This window comes from Massilia sp. CT11-108, assembly GCF_047302915.1.
GTDB classification, from domain to species: Bacteria; Pseudomonadota; Gammaproteobacteria; order Burkholderiales; family Burkholderiaceae_D; genus Telluria; species Telluria orientalis.
On record NZ_JBKYMO010000007.1, the window covers coordinates 16,507 to 31,186 of the forward strand.

A 14,680-nucleotide genomic window follows, 5' to 3' on the forward strand; every position below is an offset into this window, starting at 1 on the left:
GTCTCCGGTGGACTCAGAACTTGATCGATAGCGGTTTGCCGGCATACGTGACCGACTTCGTCGCGCCCGCCGGTTCGATGGCGGTCGCGTTGTCCCGGCCGACGACGACGACATTCAGCTTGCGCGTCCCGACCAGGCCCTTGAACGTGCCCTTGCGGGCGCCGATGGTCAGGGTGCGCGCGGCGTCGTTCCACGCCAGGTCGTAGGTGGCGTACTTGCCCTTTTCGTAGTCGTACGTTTCGTTGTCGTCTTCATAGACCGTGAACTTGCCGTCGGCGCCCGGATAGACGCGGATCTCGTAGGGTGCATCCGGCCGCTCGGTCGCGTACTGGACGACGGGACCCATCGGCACGATCGCACCGGCGCGCACGTACAGCGGGAAGACGTCGAGCGGCACGTCCTTGGCGACCGTGGTGCCGCCTTTGAAGCGCTCGTGCGTCCAGAAGTCGTACCAGTCGGTGCCCGCGGGCAGGTAGGTCTGCATCGTCGTATCCGGCTTGCCCGACGGTTGCGCCTGCGCGGCCAGCTGCGACGGCGTGCGCCATGCCAGGCGCAGGCTGCGCTCCGACGTGGCGTTGTAATACTCGAGGGTGATGGGGAGGCTCTGGCCCTTTTTCAGGACGACCTTGGTGCCGGCGTAGCGTTTGCCGCCGTTTTTCCAGTCCTCGACGGCGAGCTTGCCGTCGACGTACAGGCGGTAGCCGTCGTCGCCTTCCGCACCCAGCTCGTATTCGCCGTCTTCCGGCGCCACGACGGCGCCCGTCCAGCGCGCGGAGAAGTTGTCGAGGCTCGCCAGGCCGGCCGGCATGTCGGCCAGCGGCGGGCCGGGCCACTGGAAGTCGATGGTGGCATCGACGGTCTTGCCGTGCGGCGTCTCGAAATTGGTGCCCGCGAAGTATTGGCCGGCCAGTCCGGGCTTGCCGTCGGGCGTGCGCAGGGCGGTCGCCGGGATGGTGGCGGGCGGCGGCGGCTGGAAGCGGTACATCTGGCGCGTGACCGGATGGACGAGGAGGGACGGGCCGAACTGGAAGGCGTCGTTGATGTCGCGCACGCGCGGGTCGTCCGGGAAATCCATCGGCAGCGCGCGCATCAGCGTGTAGCCGTCACGCGTGACTTTGCCGGCCAGGCTGTACGTGTAGGGCAGCAGGCGGTAGCGCAGGCGCACGGCATCGTACAGCGCCTTGTACATCTCGGGATCCGACTGCTTGAAGAGGTAAGGCTCGCGCTCGATGTCGGTGCCGTGGATGCGCATCAGCGGATTGAAGGCGGCGTATTGCAGCCAGCGGGCGTACAGTTCGCGGTACGACGCATTCTTTTCGCCGCCCGGGAATCCACCGCCGATGAAGAAACCGGCGGTATCCTGCGTCCAGTACGGGTTGCCCGTGATGGTGACGTTGACGCCGCCGTTGATCTGCTCGAGCAGGGTTTTCCAGCTCGCCCGCGTGTCGCCGGACCACGAGGCCGCCGCCGTCCGTTGCGCGCCGGCCCAGGCCGAGCGCGTCAGCGTGAACACGCGCTTGTTGCTGGTGGCTCGTTGTCCCTCGTACGTGCCGAGCGTCGTCATCAGCGAGTATGGATTGAGGTAGCGGGCGAAGTCGCCCATCGCGTTGTTGCCGAGTCCCTTGATGTCGCGCTCGTTGTCGGCGGCGTTGTGCGCGGCCGTGCCGACTTCGACCTCGGTGCCGTCCATCCACAGCGCGTCCACGCCCACGTCGAGCAGGCCCTGCTTGACATGCTTGAAGTAGATCTTCCGGCCTTCGGGGCTGTACGCGTCGTAGATGCGCGCCTTTTTCGAAATCCAGTGCAGCGGCTCGAAGCGCAGCTTGTGTTCGTCGAGCTCGTGCGCCAGCGCGGTGTCGTTGCCGATCGACGGCCAGATCGACACCATCAGCTTCAGGTGCATGTCGTGGATGGCCTTCGTCATGCCTTTCGGATCGGGGAAGCGCTCGCGGTTCCACGTCATGCCGCTCCAGGTGCCGTCCTTGTCGCTGCCCCAGTACTGCCAGTCCTGCACGATGTAGTCGAGCGGGAACTGCTCCTTGCGGAAGGTGCGTGCCACCTCGACGAGGCGGTCCTGCGTCTGGTAGCGCTCCTTGCTCATGAACAGGCCGAACGCCTGCTTCGGCACCATCGGCGCCGCGCCGGTGAGGTCGCGGTAGCCGGCCACGACGTCGTCCAGCGTGGCGCCGGCCATGAAGTAATAATCGACGCCGCCCGGCGCGCTCTCCGCCCACAGCGACGCGCCGTCGGCGTTATCCGTGAAGCGCATCTTCGAATACGTGTCCCACAGGATGCCGTAGCGTTCCGTCGACACCATGACGGGGATGATGATGCCGATGTTCGTCTGCACCAGCAGCAGGTCCTTGTTGCGGCGGTTGATGTCGCCTTCGCCCACGAAGCCGAACCCGTAGATGCCCTCGCCGGGCTTCAGGGTGAACGTGTTGCGCGCTTCATAGGTCGGCGCGCCGGCCAGCTCGATTTTCTTCAGCGTCTGCGGCGCGCTGCGCTTTTCCTGCGTATAGACCTTGCCCTGCGCATCCTGGAACGTGATGGCGCCGGTCGACTTGTCGATCACGATGCGCAGCCGTTTGCTTTCCAGCGTGAGAGAGTCGGCGCCGTCGCGCGTGGTGAAGGCGACGGCCGCGGGCGGGTGCGTCACGACGATGCTCGGATGGCGCCAGTAGTTTTCGCCGAGCGTCGTGTTCACGCGCACCGTCGCCGGGCCGTAGAAGATCACGTTCTTGGTCACGCCGCCGACGCGGACTTGCACGCCGTGCGCGATGGGCGCATATGAAAAGGCCGACGTCGCGGCGGCGACCGGCAGCAGATGGCCGTTGGCGTCGAGGCCGGCGAGCGGCGCCGCGTGCGCGCTCGCGGCGAGAGTTGCGAGCAGCGTGAGCGTCGGCAGCGCGGTATGTGTTTTCATGACGTTCCTGGTCGATGGATGGCTGGGATCAACGCGGGACGTTAGCAGAATAATTTGTTCGGGAATAATACTAATTTTTACGATATCGATAATGAAAACAGTATCGCAAAGGTCGCGTATGTACCCCGACGCGCTGAGATAGCGCTATCATCGTGTGATCACAATCAAGGAGACCTCATGAAGACACTGTTGGCAGCATGCGCCGTCGCGCTCGGCGTCGTCGTCCCCGCCTCGGCACAGCAGCCCGCCGCCCCGGCGGCCGAACGCCACTTCGTGCTGGAGAACACGCAGATCATCCCCGTGCAGTCGGAGTCCACAGGCAGGGCGCACGAGCTGGTCGTCGTGCTGCCGTCCAGCTACGCGGCGCATCCGGAAAAGCGCTATCCCGTGCTGTACTACCTCGACGCGTACTGGGACACGCCGCTGCTGACCGCCACCTACGGCAACCTGATCTACGATAACCAGGTCCCCGAGTTCATCATGGTGGGCCTGTCGTATCCATCCGGCGCCAACTACGACGTCGAGCGCCGCCGCGACTACACCATCACCGCGACGGACGCCGATTCCGGCAAGGCCGACGCCTTCCTCGGCTTCATCACGAAGGAAGTCGCGCCGCTGATCGAGAGCCGCTTCCGCGCCGAGAAGACGGACCGCGTGATCGCCGGCAGCTCGCTGGGCGGCCTGTTCGCCATCGCGGCCGCGTACAAGGCGCCGGGCTTCTTCGCGGGCCATATCGCGATCAGCCCCGCGGCCGGCTGGGACCACGGCGCGCTCGGCAAGCTCGATGCCGCCTACGCCCGCGACCACAAGGCGCTGCCCGCGCGCATGTTCATCTCGCACGGCAGCATCGAATATCCCGCATTCCAGCAGCCCATCGTGGCGTTCCAGAAGCAGCTGGGCAACCGCAACTACCAGGGCCTGGCGCTGCAGACGTGGACGATGGAAGGGCTCGACCACACGGCCGTGAAAGGCGACGGCTACGTGCGCGGCCTGATGTGGGTGTGGAAACCGAAGAAGCCGGCCGGGCCGAGCGGGCTGACGAAGGCGATGCAGCAGCAGGGCGAGTAGGGCGCCGGTCAGCGTCCGCGGAAGTGCGACGCCTGCAGGAAGCGCAGGCCGGCGAGTACCTGGTCCACGCGTTCGCTGGACAGCCGGCCGATGCGTGTCCCCAGCCGTGCTTTCGGGATTGCGCTGATCTGCGAAGGCAGGACGACGCTGCGTTTCTCGAGTCCGCCCTCGCCGGGTTCCAGCGGCACGCAACCGGGCTCGCTTGCCCGCCTGAGGTTCGTCGTCAGGGCGCAGACGATTACGGTGTCGATGCGCGAATGATTGAACAGGTCGTCCTGCACGACGAGGTGCGGATGGGGATACCCGGGCACCGAGCCGCGCGTGCCGTCCGGCGCCACCCAGTAGAGCTCACCCCTGTCGATGCGCCGCGCGGGCGTGTGGTCGTTGTCCATGTGGTTTCCAATCAGTGAAATGATAGGATAGCGCTTTACGCACCATCCAGAGGAAGCCATGACCATATTCGCCATGCCCGTATTCGACGCCACCGTCATCTACGAAGGCAACGAGCTGTTCAAGGGCCAGGGCGCGGCGCGCGGCTGGGCCGAGAAGCTGGCCAGGGAAATCGAGACGCCCGTCACGGTCGAGAAGATCGGCACCGGCTGGGCGCTGTGCGCTCAACTTGACGGCGTCGCTTGCCGCTGGGGCATCCTGGGCCAGCGCTTGAAGCGGCTGGACTGATGACCGCGTTGACGGTCTCGCGGATCCTGCATGCGGGCTACGTGTTCGCATGCGAGGGTACGCGCATCGCCTTCGACACCATCTTCGAAAACCCGTTCAGCCGCAACTGCCACGCGTTCCCGGACGTGCGCTTCGACGCAGCGCTGATCCGGCGCCAGCGCTTCGACGCCGTTTTCATCTCCCACTTCCACGACGACCACTGCTCGCTCGAGAGCCTGGACCTGCTGGACCGCGCGACGCCGCTGTACATCTACTGCCTGTTCGACGAGCTGTTCGACATGGTGCGCGAACTGGGTTTTACGCGCGTCCACGCGCTGCAGCTGGACGTGCCCGTGGACGTCGGCCCGTTCCAGGTCGTGCCGCGCGAAGCGATGGATGCCGAGGTCGACTCGATGTTCCAGGTCCGTGCCGCCGGGCTGAACGTCCTGAACGTGGTCGACTCGTGGATCGACGATGCGGCGCTCGCACGCCTCGTCGCCGAAAAGCCATGGGATCTCGTGCTGTTTCCGTTCCAGACGATGCGCGAGATCGAGGTGCTGGCCCCGACGCGCGCCGAACCCGCGCCGCCGGCGCTGCCGGAGGAATGGCTGGAGCAGTTGCAGGCCCTGGACCCGCGCTTCGTCGTGCCGAGTTCATGCCAGTTCCAGCTCGAACCCTGGTCGTGGTACAACCGCGCGTTCTTCCCGATCTCGTATGCCCGTTTCACCGCCGAGGTGCAGGCGGTGCTGCCGCGGGCGCGCGTCGTGCGCATGGATCCGTCGGTCTCGATGCGGCTCGATGCGGACGGATTGCGCGCGGCGCCGCCGCTGGACTGGGTCATTCCCGTCGGCGCACAGGACGTCGACTACATTTATGAGGGCAATGCCGACGCGCCGCCCACGGCCGACATCGCCCGCCACTTCCCTGCGCTGACGGCGGACCAGTGGACGTGCGTGCTGGACTTTTGCCGCACCGGCCTGGCGGACCGGTATGCCGCGCTGGATGACGAGAGCGAGTATTTCGACAGCCCGCGCATCTGGCAGTTGTCGATCCACGATCATGCGGGCGAGGTGACGCGCTTCCGCTACCGGCTGTCGCCAGGCAGCGCGGAACCTGTCGACGATGATGGACCGCTGGGCTGGACCACCGGGATCCCGGCCGCGAAACTGTACGCGGCGCTGGAACTGGGCGAGTCGCTGACGTCGCTGTACATGCGCATCAACGATGCCGTGTTCGATGCGGACACGGAGCGTGCCCTGGCGCAGGCCGACGTGGTCGAGGATCCGCTGATCCGCTGCCTGTTCAGCGAGGGCTTCGGCGCCTACCAGCGGGCGCAGTTGCGGCGGTTGCTCGCGCGCTAGCCCGGCCCGAAGTCCAGTTGCGATTGTTCCGGCGGATACGTGATGTGCAGGCCCTCGACGTGCGCGAAGGGCGTCAGCTTGTGCGGCTTGCGCTGGCGCGCATCGATGATGTCGTCGACGGGCACGCCGCGCACCAGCAGCGCATCGGCGACGAGCGAGCGGTGGCAGCGCCACGGCACCGCTTCCGCGCACATCAGCGCGCAGGGCCGGGTCTGCGCGAGTTCGATGACCGCATCGACGTTGGCCGCGAATTCGTCGGTCTGCATGTAGTCCGCGTAGCCGCGGAACGACGTGTTGCGCCAGGCGGCATTCGGTGAATCCTTGAGTGGGCGGCGCAGGCCGCCGAGGCCTTTCATGTATCGGTATTCGATGCCGGCATCGAGCAGCGAGGCCGCGAGTTCATCCTGCCCGAATTGCGGATTGTGGCGCGATTTGGGGACGGTCCGGATATCGAGCAGGCAGGCGATGCCGTTCTGCCAGAGCAGTCCGATGAACTCCTCGATCGTACGGTTCGAATGCCCGATGGTGCAGACGGGTGCGGGTGTCATGACGCTATTCTGGCACGGCCGCGCGGGGCGGGGCGCCCGCTTCCTTACAGACTGAAACGTCTCTTACAGCGACCGAACAGAGCGTTTCGAGCGCGCGCGCTACGATGAAGTCATCCACTTCAATCGGGAGAACAAAATGACACTCAATAATCGCCCCCTCCTGCGCATCGCCGCCATCCTGGCCTTGAGCGCCGCCACCACATCCGCGTTCGCGCAGAGCGCCGAATATCGCCGCGGCTATGACGACGGCTATGCCGCCGGCCTGCGCGAAGCCGGCGGCGGTCGCGGTGAAGGCCGCGGCTCGCGCATCTTCGTCGAAGACGCGGAATACGGCACGCATTTCGCGTCCTGCGACGCACGCCGCGCCGTGCGCTATCAGGTCGAACGCAATCGCGGCGCCGTCCGCGCGGACAACCAGCTGTGCGGCGATCCGGCGCGCGGGGAGCCGAAGCGGTTGCGCATCGTGTATCGGTGCGGTGACAGCGAGGCCGCCCGCGTCGTTGCGCGCGAGAATGAGACGGTGCGGTTGAGCTGCAGGCGCTGAGTGGGTGCGCCCGGTGTACAATGTTGCAACATTGACACCATTGCGTACCACCATGACGAGTATCTTGCGGCCCCTCGGCCTGTCCCTGCTGCTGGCCACCTCGATCGCGAACGCGGCCGAGGCGCCCTTCTACTTCATCGACATTACCAACACGGGCAAGGCCGTCCTGTACAGCGAGTCCCAAACCGCACCGAAGGGCGACCTGTCGTATGCGCTGGTCGAGCAGGTCGGCATGGGATGCTGTTTCAGGGCGACCGGACGCAAGCCCGCCCGCAAAGGGGATGACGACATGGCCAGGTTCGTGGCAGACGACGACAAGCCCATCTTCAGCCACGCCGTCCAGTTCAGCAGCGCAAAGAAGCCCGAGCTGGAACAGGCCTACGGCTTCGAAGGCATGCAAACGGTAACGAAGAAAGGTCGCGACACCTACCAGGTCACGCTGCAGGCCGGCGACCCGGTGTTCGTCCGCACCTGCTACTCGGGCGAAGGGCTGCGGGTGCGGCTGTACCACCGGCTGGCCGACCGGAAGCCGTACGCGAGCTATTACTACTATCTCGGATACGACGTGGAGCCGACCTGCCGCTAGTGCGCCGCAAGCGTCAGCGCAATCCCCATCTCCCGATACGGCCGCAACACCTCTTCACCGGTACCCGCCGGCACCACGAGCCCACTGATCTCGGCCAGCCCGACGATCCGGTACGGCGACGCGGTGGCCAGCTTCTCCGACGACGCCAGCACGACGGTCTCCGCCGCCGCATGGCACAGCGCCCGCTTGATGCACGCTTCCTCGTAATCGCCGGTCGACAGTCCGCTCTCGGGATGCACGCTCGTCACGCCCATGAAATACGTGTCGGCGCGGATTTGCGCGATGGCTTCCAGCGTCGCCGCACCCACGCCGACGGCCGAGTGGCGGAACAGGCGGCCGCCGAGCATGATGACCTCGATGTCCGGATGGTCCATCAGCTCCATCGCGATGGACGGGCTGTGCGTGACGACCGTCGCTCCCAGGCGCCGCGGCAGCGCGCGCACGAGTTGCGCGCACGTCGTGCCGCCGTCGACGAACACGACCTGGCCCGGCTGCACGAGCGCGGCGGCGGCGCGGCCGATGGCGGCCTTGTCGTCGGTGGCGATGTTGTGGCGCGTCGCGAAGTACGCCAGCGCCGGGCTGGCGGGCAGGGCGCCGCCGTGCACCCGCTGCAGCAGGCCTTCCTTCGCCAGCTCGCGCAGGTCGCGCCGGACCGTGTCTTCCGACACGCCCAGTTCCGCGCTCATCTTCGTGGCGACGATCTGGCCGTCGCGCCGCAACACATCCATTAGATACTGTTTTCGCTGGCTCGTCAGCATGCCGTCCTTTCGTCGTGCTTGACATTGCACGATACTGCACGATAGTTTACACGAACTTCAATGACTGGAGAATATCGTGCAGGATCGTGTGGAAATCAGGCAGGTCGAGCTGCTCTCGGACGACTGGGGCATCCTGAACAAGACGACGTTCGCGCTGCGCACGGCAGATGGCGGCTGGGACGTGCAGACCCGGGAAACCTATGACCGGGGCAATGGCGCGACGCTGCTGCTGGTCAACCGCGCGCGCCGCACCGTCGTGCTGACGCGCCAGTTCCGCCTGCCGGCCTATGTGAACGGCCACGACGGCTTCCTCGTCGAGGCAGCGGCCGGCCTGCTCGATGGCGCGAGTCCGGAAGAACGCATCCGTGCCGAGGTCGAAGAGGAGACGGGCTACCGCGTCGGCAACGTCACGCGCTTGTGGGATGCGTTCATGAGTCCCGGCAGCGTGACGGAGCGCCTGCACTTCTTCGTGGCCGAGTACGAGGCGCGCGACCGCGTGGGACCCGGCGGCGGCGTGGCGGCCGAGGGCGAGCGGCTGGACGTGCTGGAACTGGACATCGACGCGGCGCTGGCCATGATCGGCACGGGCATCGTCGACGGCAAGACGATCATGCTGCTGCAGTACGCGCGCTTGTACCTGTTCGCGCCGCGCGGGATGATGATCCTGGTCGCGGGCCCGTACCGGTCGGGCACGGACGGTGATCCGGACCGTATCGCGGCCAACGTCGCGGCGATGGAAGCGTGCGTGATGCCGCTGTACGAGGCCGGGCACCTGCCCGTGCTGGGCGAATGGCTCGCGTTGCCGACGGTGCGCCTGGCCGGATCGCAGGCGCCGGGGGACGCCGTGTTCGACGCCCTGTTCCACCCGCATGCGCAGCGCCTGCTGGAGCGGTGCGACGCCGTCCTGCGTATCGGGGGCGCGTCGGAAGGGGCGGACCTGATGGTGGCGACGGCGCAGAAGCTGGGCAAGCGCGTGTACGAGGCTATGGAAGAGATTCCACCCGCGCCCAGCCTTGGTACAATCACATCACCATGAACAAGACTGCCATCTCCCTCGTGCTGGGCGCGACGCTGGTCGCATCGCTGTCCGCCTGCAGCAGCAAGACGTCGGCCAACGAAAAGAACTTCGGCCTCACCGTCTCCCAGTATTTCGACAAGAAGGGCGACCTGTGCCTGGATCCCATCAAATGGCCGGTCGACGTGTATGAAACCGACATCCGCCAGCAGAAGATGTACCCGGACGGCGTGGCCGGCCAGATGTCGGCGCTGGAATCCGTCGGCCTCGCCAGGAGCGAGGACGTGGAATTACCCGGCGCCGTCGTCAATGGCAAGGCGAGCGGGGTGAAGGTCAAGCGCTACACGATGGCCGATGCCGCGAAGCCCTACCTGCACGCGAAGGCCGGGAAGCAGCCGCGCATCTGCTGGGGCCGCAAGTCGCTGAGCAAGGTGCTCCGCTGGGCGGACCCGGCCAAGGTGGGCGACCACGAGGAGAGCAGCGTGATCTACACCTATCAGCTGTCGAACGTGGCCGACTGGGCCCGGAAGCCGCAGGTCAAGGAAGCGTTCCCCGAAGTCGGGCGGAACGTCGACGGCGAGCGCTCCCAGAAGGAAAAACTGTACGTCAAGCTGACGCCGAATGGCTGGGAAGCGCTCGGCCTCAACGACTAGCGGCGCAGCTGCGCGAGGATGCCCAGCGCGCCGCGCGCCATCTTCACCGCCGACAGGGCCGACGTGACGAGCCCGGCCAGGCGCTTGCGGCGCATGAGGACGACTCCCAGCACGGCACCGGCCGCGCCCAGCACGAGCTTGCGGTTGGCGGCGACATAGCCCATGACCGGATGCCCGGTCAGTGCATTCGACGGACGCAGCGCCTTCAGCTCGTAGGCGAGGCCCACGCGCTGTTCGGCGCATTGTTCGATCAGGGCCGCGCGGCGGGTGGCGAGATCAGGCTTGTTCATCGGTTGCCTCCGCATGATGTTGGGCCAGGCCATGGCGCAGGTAGTCGACGTCGTTGCGCAGTTCGGCCAGCGTGGCCGAGAGCAGCGGCGCTTCCGCGGTCATGCTGGCGCGGACTTTCATGAGGATGATGCCGGCCAGCGCGCCGAACAGGACGGCCATGCCGCCGACGGCCTGCAGGCGGTACGTGTCCCAGAAGATGGCGATGACGAACAGCGCGGCCAGCAGGAGGGCGCCGGCCGCGAGGAACACGGCCAGCAGGGTCCACGCGAGGTGGCCCAGCAGGCGGCGTGCGTCTTCCTGGAATTCGACCGCGGCCAGTTCCAGCCGCGTGCCCGCCATCGCGACGAGCGTCGCGCCGATCCGGCCTGCCGCCGCCAGGATCCCCATTACTTACGGGCGATCAGCATGCCGATCACGACACCGACGGCAGTGCCCAGGCCGACGGCCTTCCACGGATTCTCCTTGACGTATTCGTCGGTGGCCTTGGCGGCGACCTTGGCTTTTTCGACCGCGGCTTCTTCCAGACGGACGATGTCTTCCTTGGCCTTGACCAGGGTGCGCTCGAACTTGACCTTGGCGGCCTTGAATTCTTCGCCGGTCAGGTGGCCGCTGTGGCGCAGCCACGCTTCCGCGTCCTGGACGACGGTCTTCAGGTCGGACAGCAACTGGTCGCGGGCGCCGGACTGGGTCGGGATTTTTTCCATCATGGGGGGAACCTCTCGTTATGGGTTATTCAAGGGACAATATTATCCTAATGCATAGTCTAACGCGACGCCAGCAAACACGGCCGCACCCAACCAATTGTTGTGGTTGAACGCGGCAAAACACTTCATGCGGTCGCGGCCGCGGATCAGGGTGTAGTGGTAGACGGCCATCCCGGCCGCGACGGCGATGCCCGCCACGAACCACCAGCGCAGGCCCAGCGACCAGCCGCACACGAGGTCGATGAGGAGCGTGGCCGCGTAGCACACCATGATCGCGGCGACGTCGTAGCGGCCGAACGTGATGGCGGACGTGCGGATGCCGATGACGAGGTCGTCGTCGCGGTCGACCATGGCGTATTCGGTGTCGTAGGCCAGCGACCAGAACACGTTGGCGACCAGCAGCCACCACGCGACGGCCGGGACGTGGTCCTGCACGGCTGCGAACGCCATCGGGATGCCGAAGCCGAACGCGATGCCGAGGTAGGCCTGCGGCAGCGCGAAGAAGCGCTTGAAATACGGATAGCTGCCCGCGACGATCACGGCCACGACGGAGAGCCGCTTCGTCAGCGTGTTCAGCGGCAGGATCAGCAGGAACGAGACGATCGCGAGCACGGCCGCCACCATCAGCGCTTCCCAGCCCTTGATGCGTCCGCTCGTCAGCGGGCGGTCGACCGTGCGCTTGACGTGGCGGTCGAAGTCGCGGTCGGCGTAGTCGTTGATCGCGCAGCCGCTTGATCGCATCAGCGCCGTGCCCACGATGAAGATGGCGAGGATCATCGGATCGGGATGGCCGTTCGATGCCATCCACAACGCCCACAGCGTGGGCCACAGCAGCAGCAGGATGCCGATGGGCTTGTGGCCCCGGACCAGGCGGAAATAAAGCGCCAGCTTGTTCATTGTGCGTTCGAATTGAAAATCTGCAAGGTCAGGATTGTAGCCTGTCGGGGCGCGCCCGGCTGTACGGCGCAGGACGATACGCGGCGATCATGCGCACGTCGACGATGCACAAGGCATGGCGCACGCGCGCGCTCTACGATGCCGGCTTCGGATCAAGGAGAATGCATATGCGGTTCGTAACCATGGTGGTGGCCGGAATCGGACTTGGAAGCTGCCTGCTCGCGCAGGCTGGCGGGCAGGAACAGGGCGCGTGGATTGAGGCGCGGTCGCTGCGCGAGCTCCCGGCAGGCATCCAGGCGCTGCTGGGCGTGGGACTCGGGCTCGCGGGCATCGCCGACCGGGGCGGCGATTTCAGCGAGACCGACGCCAGCGACGACAGCATGCCGCGCCGCCGCTTCGTGCTTGGGGTCGTGAACGGCGGCACGGCGCTGATCGCGCTGGAGCAGGGCGGCCGCGTCTATGCCGTGCGCGCCGTCGAATTCAAACAGGAAGGCAGCACGTGGGACGCGGCGCGACGGGACCGGATCCTGGAACGGGACGAAGGTCAGCATGCCGTTCGGATCCTTCATGTCCGGCACGGACGCGCGCGGCAGCACGGTCAGGCCGATGCCGCTCGCGACCATGTGCCGGATCGTCTCCAGCGACGAGCCCTCGAAGGTGCGCTGCATGCCGTTGCCCGGCGACGAAGAAAAGCGCGCCATCTCCGGGCAGACTTCGAGCACCTGGTCGCGGAAGCAGTGGCCGGCGCCCAGCAGCAGCATCGTCTCGCTCTTGAGGTCCTCGGCCGCGATCTCGGTGCGCGTCGACCACGGGTGGTTCTTCGGCATCGCGACGACGAACGGTTCGTCGTACAGCGCCTGCACGGCCATGCCGTGTTCCGGCAGCGGCAGGGCCATGATCGCGGCGTCCAGCTCGCCCTGGCGCAGCAGGTCGAGCAGTTTCACCGTGAAATTCTCCTGCAGCACGAGCGGCATCTGCGGCACGTTCGCGATCAGGTTTTTCACGAGCGGCGGCAGCAGGTACGGGCCGATGGTGTAGATCACACCGAGGCGCAGCGGGCCGGACAGCGGATCCTTGTTCTGCTTGGCCAATTCCTTGATGGCGGCCGTCTGCTCGAGCACGCGCTCGGCCTGGGCGACGATCTGCGCGCCCAGCGGCGTCACGGACACTTCCGAGCCGCCCCGTTCGAACAGCGTGACGCCGAGTTCGTCCTCGAGTTTCTTGATGGCGACGGACAGCGTGGGCTGGGCGACGAAGCAGGCTTCGGCCGCATGCCCGAAATGGCGGGCGCGTGCGACGGCGACGATGTATTTCAGTTCGGTCAGTGTCATGGGATCGGAGTTTATTGAACGGCCGTGTTCTCGAAGACACGTTTGCCTGCCTTTTAAGCAGTCTGTCACTATTTTACCGGTAAAGCCATGGATATAATGGCCGGGCAGGCGATGTTGCCTTGCGTTAATAGGAAGACATCCATGTCCTCGACCTTCGGCCCGGCGGAAGCCCAGGCCTATATGCACAAGCTGCTCACGGTCATGCACCAGCAGAGCGGCTCCGACCTGTTCATCTCGGCCGACTTCCCGCCCAGCATGAAGCACCAGGGCGCCATGAAACCCCTGAGCCAGCAGCGCCTGACGGGCGACATCACGCGCGCGCTGTCCCTCTCCCTCATGAACGAGCGGCAGCGGGCCGAGTTCGAAGCCGAGATGGAATGCAATTTCGCGATTTCCCTGCCGGGCGTGTGCCGGTTCCGCGTGAACGTGTTCGTGCAGCAGCAGAGCGTAGGCATGGTCGTGCGGACCATCGCATCCGAAATCCCGAACTTCGAAAAGCTCGACCTGCCCGAGGTCTTGAAAGATGTCGTGATGACGAAGCGGGGTCTCGTGCTCGTCGTCGGCGGCACGGGTTCCGGCAAGTCGACGACCTTGGCGGCGATGATCGATTACCGCAACAGCAACTCGGCCGGCCACATCATCACGGTCGAGGATCCCGTCGAATACGTCCACAAGAACAAGAGCTGCCTGATCACGCACCGCGAGGTGGGCGTCGACACGCTGTCGTGGCACAACGCGCTGAAGAACACGCTACGCCAGGCGCCGGACGTGATCCTGATCGGTGAGATCCGCGACACGGAAACGATGGAACACGCGATCGCGTTCGCCGAAACGGGTCACCTGTGCCTGGGGACCCTGCACGCGAACAATGCGAACCAGACGATGGACCGCATCATTAACTTCTTCCCGGAAGAGCGGAGGAATCAATTGCTGATGGACTTGTCGTCGAACCTGCGCGCCATCGTCTCGCAGCGCCTGGTCCGCACGGAAGACGGCAAGGGGCGCAAGGCCGCCATCGAGATCCTGCTGAACACGCCGACGATCGGCGAGATGATCCTGAAGGGCAGCTTCCAGAGCATCAAGGAGATCATGCACAAGTCGCGCGAGCTGGGCATGTGCACGTTCGACCAGGCGCTCTTCGAGCTCTACAACAAGGGCTACATCAGCTACGACGAAGCCATCCGCAACGCCGATTCCGCGAACGGCCTGCGTCTGCAGATCAAGCTGTCGGGAGAAAGAAAAGCGCCGGGGGAGGGCGGCGGTGCCGCGAAGCCGGCCGAGCTGTCCATGTTGATCGACGAGCCGGAAGAGGAACCGCCGGCCGCAAGTTAAAATGCACGC

General features: G+C 65.9%; 15 protein-coding genes and 2 pseudogenes. 8 read left to right on the forward strand and 9 right to left on the reverse strand.

Annotated elements, in window-relative coordinates; all coding sequences use genetic code 11:
* Window positions 1-13: 13 nt before the first annotated feature.
* Complete coding sequence (locus tag ACEN88_RS01855) at window positions 14-2,926, reverse strand: TIM-barrel domain-containing protein (protein ID WP_413337121.1); 2,913 nt, start codon at window positions 2,924-2,926, stop codon at window positions 14-16.
* Window positions 2,927-3,103: 177 nt separating this feature from the next.
* Here ACEN88_RS01855 and ACEN88_RS01860 point away from each other — a divergent pair, with 177 nt between their 5' ends.
* Window positions 3,104-3,994, forward strand: coding sequence for an alpha/beta hydrolase (locus tag ACEN88_RS01860; protein WP_413337122.1), 891 nt, complete (start codon window positions 3,104-3,106; stop codon window positions 3,992-3,994).
* A gap of 8 nt (window positions 3,995-4,002) precedes the next feature.
* On the opposite strand, the gene ACEN88_RS01865 is transcribed toward ACEN88_RS01860, so the two are convergent.
* Window positions 4,003-4,386, reverse strand: coding sequence for a type II toxin-antitoxin system PemK/MazF family toxin (locus ACEN88_RS01865; RefSeq protein WP_413337123.1), 384 nt, complete (start codon window positions 4,384-4,386; stop codon window positions 4,003-4,005).
* 58 nt (window positions 4,387-4,444) lie between these two features.
* Here ACEN88_RS01865 and ACEN88_RS01870 point away from each other — a divergent pair, with 58 nt between their 5' ends.
* Both ACEN88_RS01870 and ACEN88_RS01875 read left to right on the forward strand, forming a co-directional pair.
* Complete coding sequence (locus tag ACEN88_RS01870; protein ID WP_160409665.1) at window positions 4,445-4,672, forward strand: hypothetical protein; 228 nt, start codon at window positions 4,445-4,447, stop codon at window positions 4,670-4,672.
* Window positions 4,672-6,012 (forward strand): MBL fold metallo-hydrolase, encoded by a 1,341-nt coding sequence (locus ACEN88_RS01875; RefSeq protein ID WP_413337124.1) that lies wholly within the window; start codon window positions 4,672-4,674, stop codon window positions 6,010-6,012. Before ACEN88_RS01870 ends, ACEN88_RS01875 begins: the two co-directional genes overlap by 1 nt.
* On the opposite strand, the gene ACEN88_RS01880 is transcribed toward ACEN88_RS01875, so the two are convergent.
* The gene (locus ACEN88_RS01880) at window positions 6,009-6,560 is read right to left on the reverse strand and encodes a DUF488 family protein (RefSeq protein ID WP_413337125.1); all 552 of its coding nucleotides are present in this window, start codon (window positions 6,558-6,560) and stop codon (window positions 6,009-6,011) included. The two genes, ACEN88_RS01875 and ACEN88_RS01880, sit on opposite strands and share 4 nt — an antisense overlap.
* A gap of 136 nt (window positions 6,561-6,696) precedes the next feature.
* On the opposite strand from ACEN88_RS01880, the gene ACEN88_RS01885 reads away from it, so the two are divergent.
* Together ACEN88_RS01885 and ACEN88_RS01890 are read left to right on the forward strand one after the other, a co-directional pair.
* Window positions 6,697-7,104: a hypothetical protein gene (locus tag ACEN88_RS01885; RefSeq protein ID WP_413337126.1), complete on the forward strand. Its 408-nt coding sequence runs from the start codon at window positions 6,697-6,699 to the stop codon at window positions 7,102-7,104.
* Window positions 7,105-7,156: 52 nt separating this feature from the next.
* A complete protein-coding gene (locus ACEN88_RS01890) occupies window positions 7,157-7,690 on the forward strand; it encodes a hypothetical protein (RefSeq protein ID WP_413337127.1) in 534 nt (177 codons plus the stop codon).
* Here ACEN88_RS01890 and ACEN88_RS01895 read toward each other — a convergent pair.
* Window positions 7,687-8,448 carry a DeoR/GlpR family DNA-binding transcription regulator gene (locus tag ACEN88_RS01895; protein ID WP_413337128.1) on the reverse strand — a complete coding sequence of 254 codons (762 nt, stop codon included), beginning with the start codon at window positions 8,446-8,448 and terminating at the stop codon, window positions 7,687-7,689. The two genes, ACEN88_RS01890 and ACEN88_RS01895, sit on opposite strands and share 4 nt — an antisense overlap.
* Before the next feature lie 73 nt (window positions 8,449-8,521).
* Here ACEN88_RS01895 and ACEN88_RS01900 point away from each other — a divergent pair.
* Together ACEN88_RS01900 and ACEN88_RS01905 are read left to right on the forward strand one after the other, a co-directional pair.
* Window positions 8,522-9,091, forward strand: a pseudogene (locus ACEN88_RS01900) (NUDIX domain-containing protein); the annotation flags it as partial.
* Between the two features lie 389 nt (window positions 9,092-9,480).
* A complete protein-coding gene (locus tag ACEN88_RS01905) occupies window positions 9,481-10,116 on the forward strand; it encodes a hypothetical protein (RefSeq protein WP_413337129.1) in 636 nt (211 codons plus the stop codon).
* Here ACEN88_RS01905 and ACEN88_RS01910 read toward each other — a convergent pair.
* The 5 genes and pseudogenes from ACEN88_RS01910 to ACEN88_RS01930 form a co-directional block, all read right to left on the reverse strand.
* A complete protein-coding gene (locus ACEN88_RS01910; RefSeq protein WP_413337130.1) occupies window positions 10,113-10,406 on the reverse strand; it encodes a hypothetical protein in 294 nt (97 codons plus the stop codon). The genes ACEN88_RS01905 and ACEN88_RS01910 overlap by 4 nt on opposite strands.
* Window positions 10,393-10,794, reverse strand: coding sequence for a phage holin family protein (locus tag ACEN88_RS01915; protein WP_413337131.1), 402 nt, complete (start codon window positions 10,792-10,794; stop codon window positions 10,393-10,395). The genes ACEN88_RS01910 and ACEN88_RS01915 overlap by 14 nt, the downstream gene beginning before the upstream one ends.
* Entirely contained in the window at window positions 10,794-11,114 is a 321-nt protein-coding gene (locus tag ACEN88_RS01920; RefSeq protein WP_413337132.1) for a DUF883 family protein, read from the reverse strand. Before ACEN88_RS01920 ends, ACEN88_RS01915 begins: the two co-directional genes overlap by 1 nt.
* 39 nt (window positions 11,115-11,153) lie before the next feature.
* Entirely contained in the window at window positions 11,154-12,008 is an 855-nt protein-coding gene (gene ubiA, locus ACEN88_RS01925; protein WP_413337133.1) for a 4-hydroxybenzoate octaprenyltransferase, read from the reverse strand.
* Window positions 12,009-12,511: 503 nt separating this feature from the next.
* Window positions 12,512-13,339, reverse strand: a pseudogene (locus ACEN88_RS01930) (LysR substrate-binding domain-containing protein); the annotation flags it as partial.
* A 141-nt stretch (window positions 13,340-13,480) separates the two neighbouring features.
* Here ACEN88_RS01930 and ACEN88_RS01935 point away from each other — a divergent pair.
* On the forward strand, window positions 13,481-14,671 hold the full coding sequence (locus ACEN88_RS01935) for a PilT/PilU family type 4a pilus ATPase (protein WP_413337134.1): 1,191 nt from the start codon (window positions 13,481-13,483) through the stop codon (window positions 14,669-14,671).
* The last annotated feature ends 9 nt before the right edge of the window (window positions 14,672-14,680 follow it).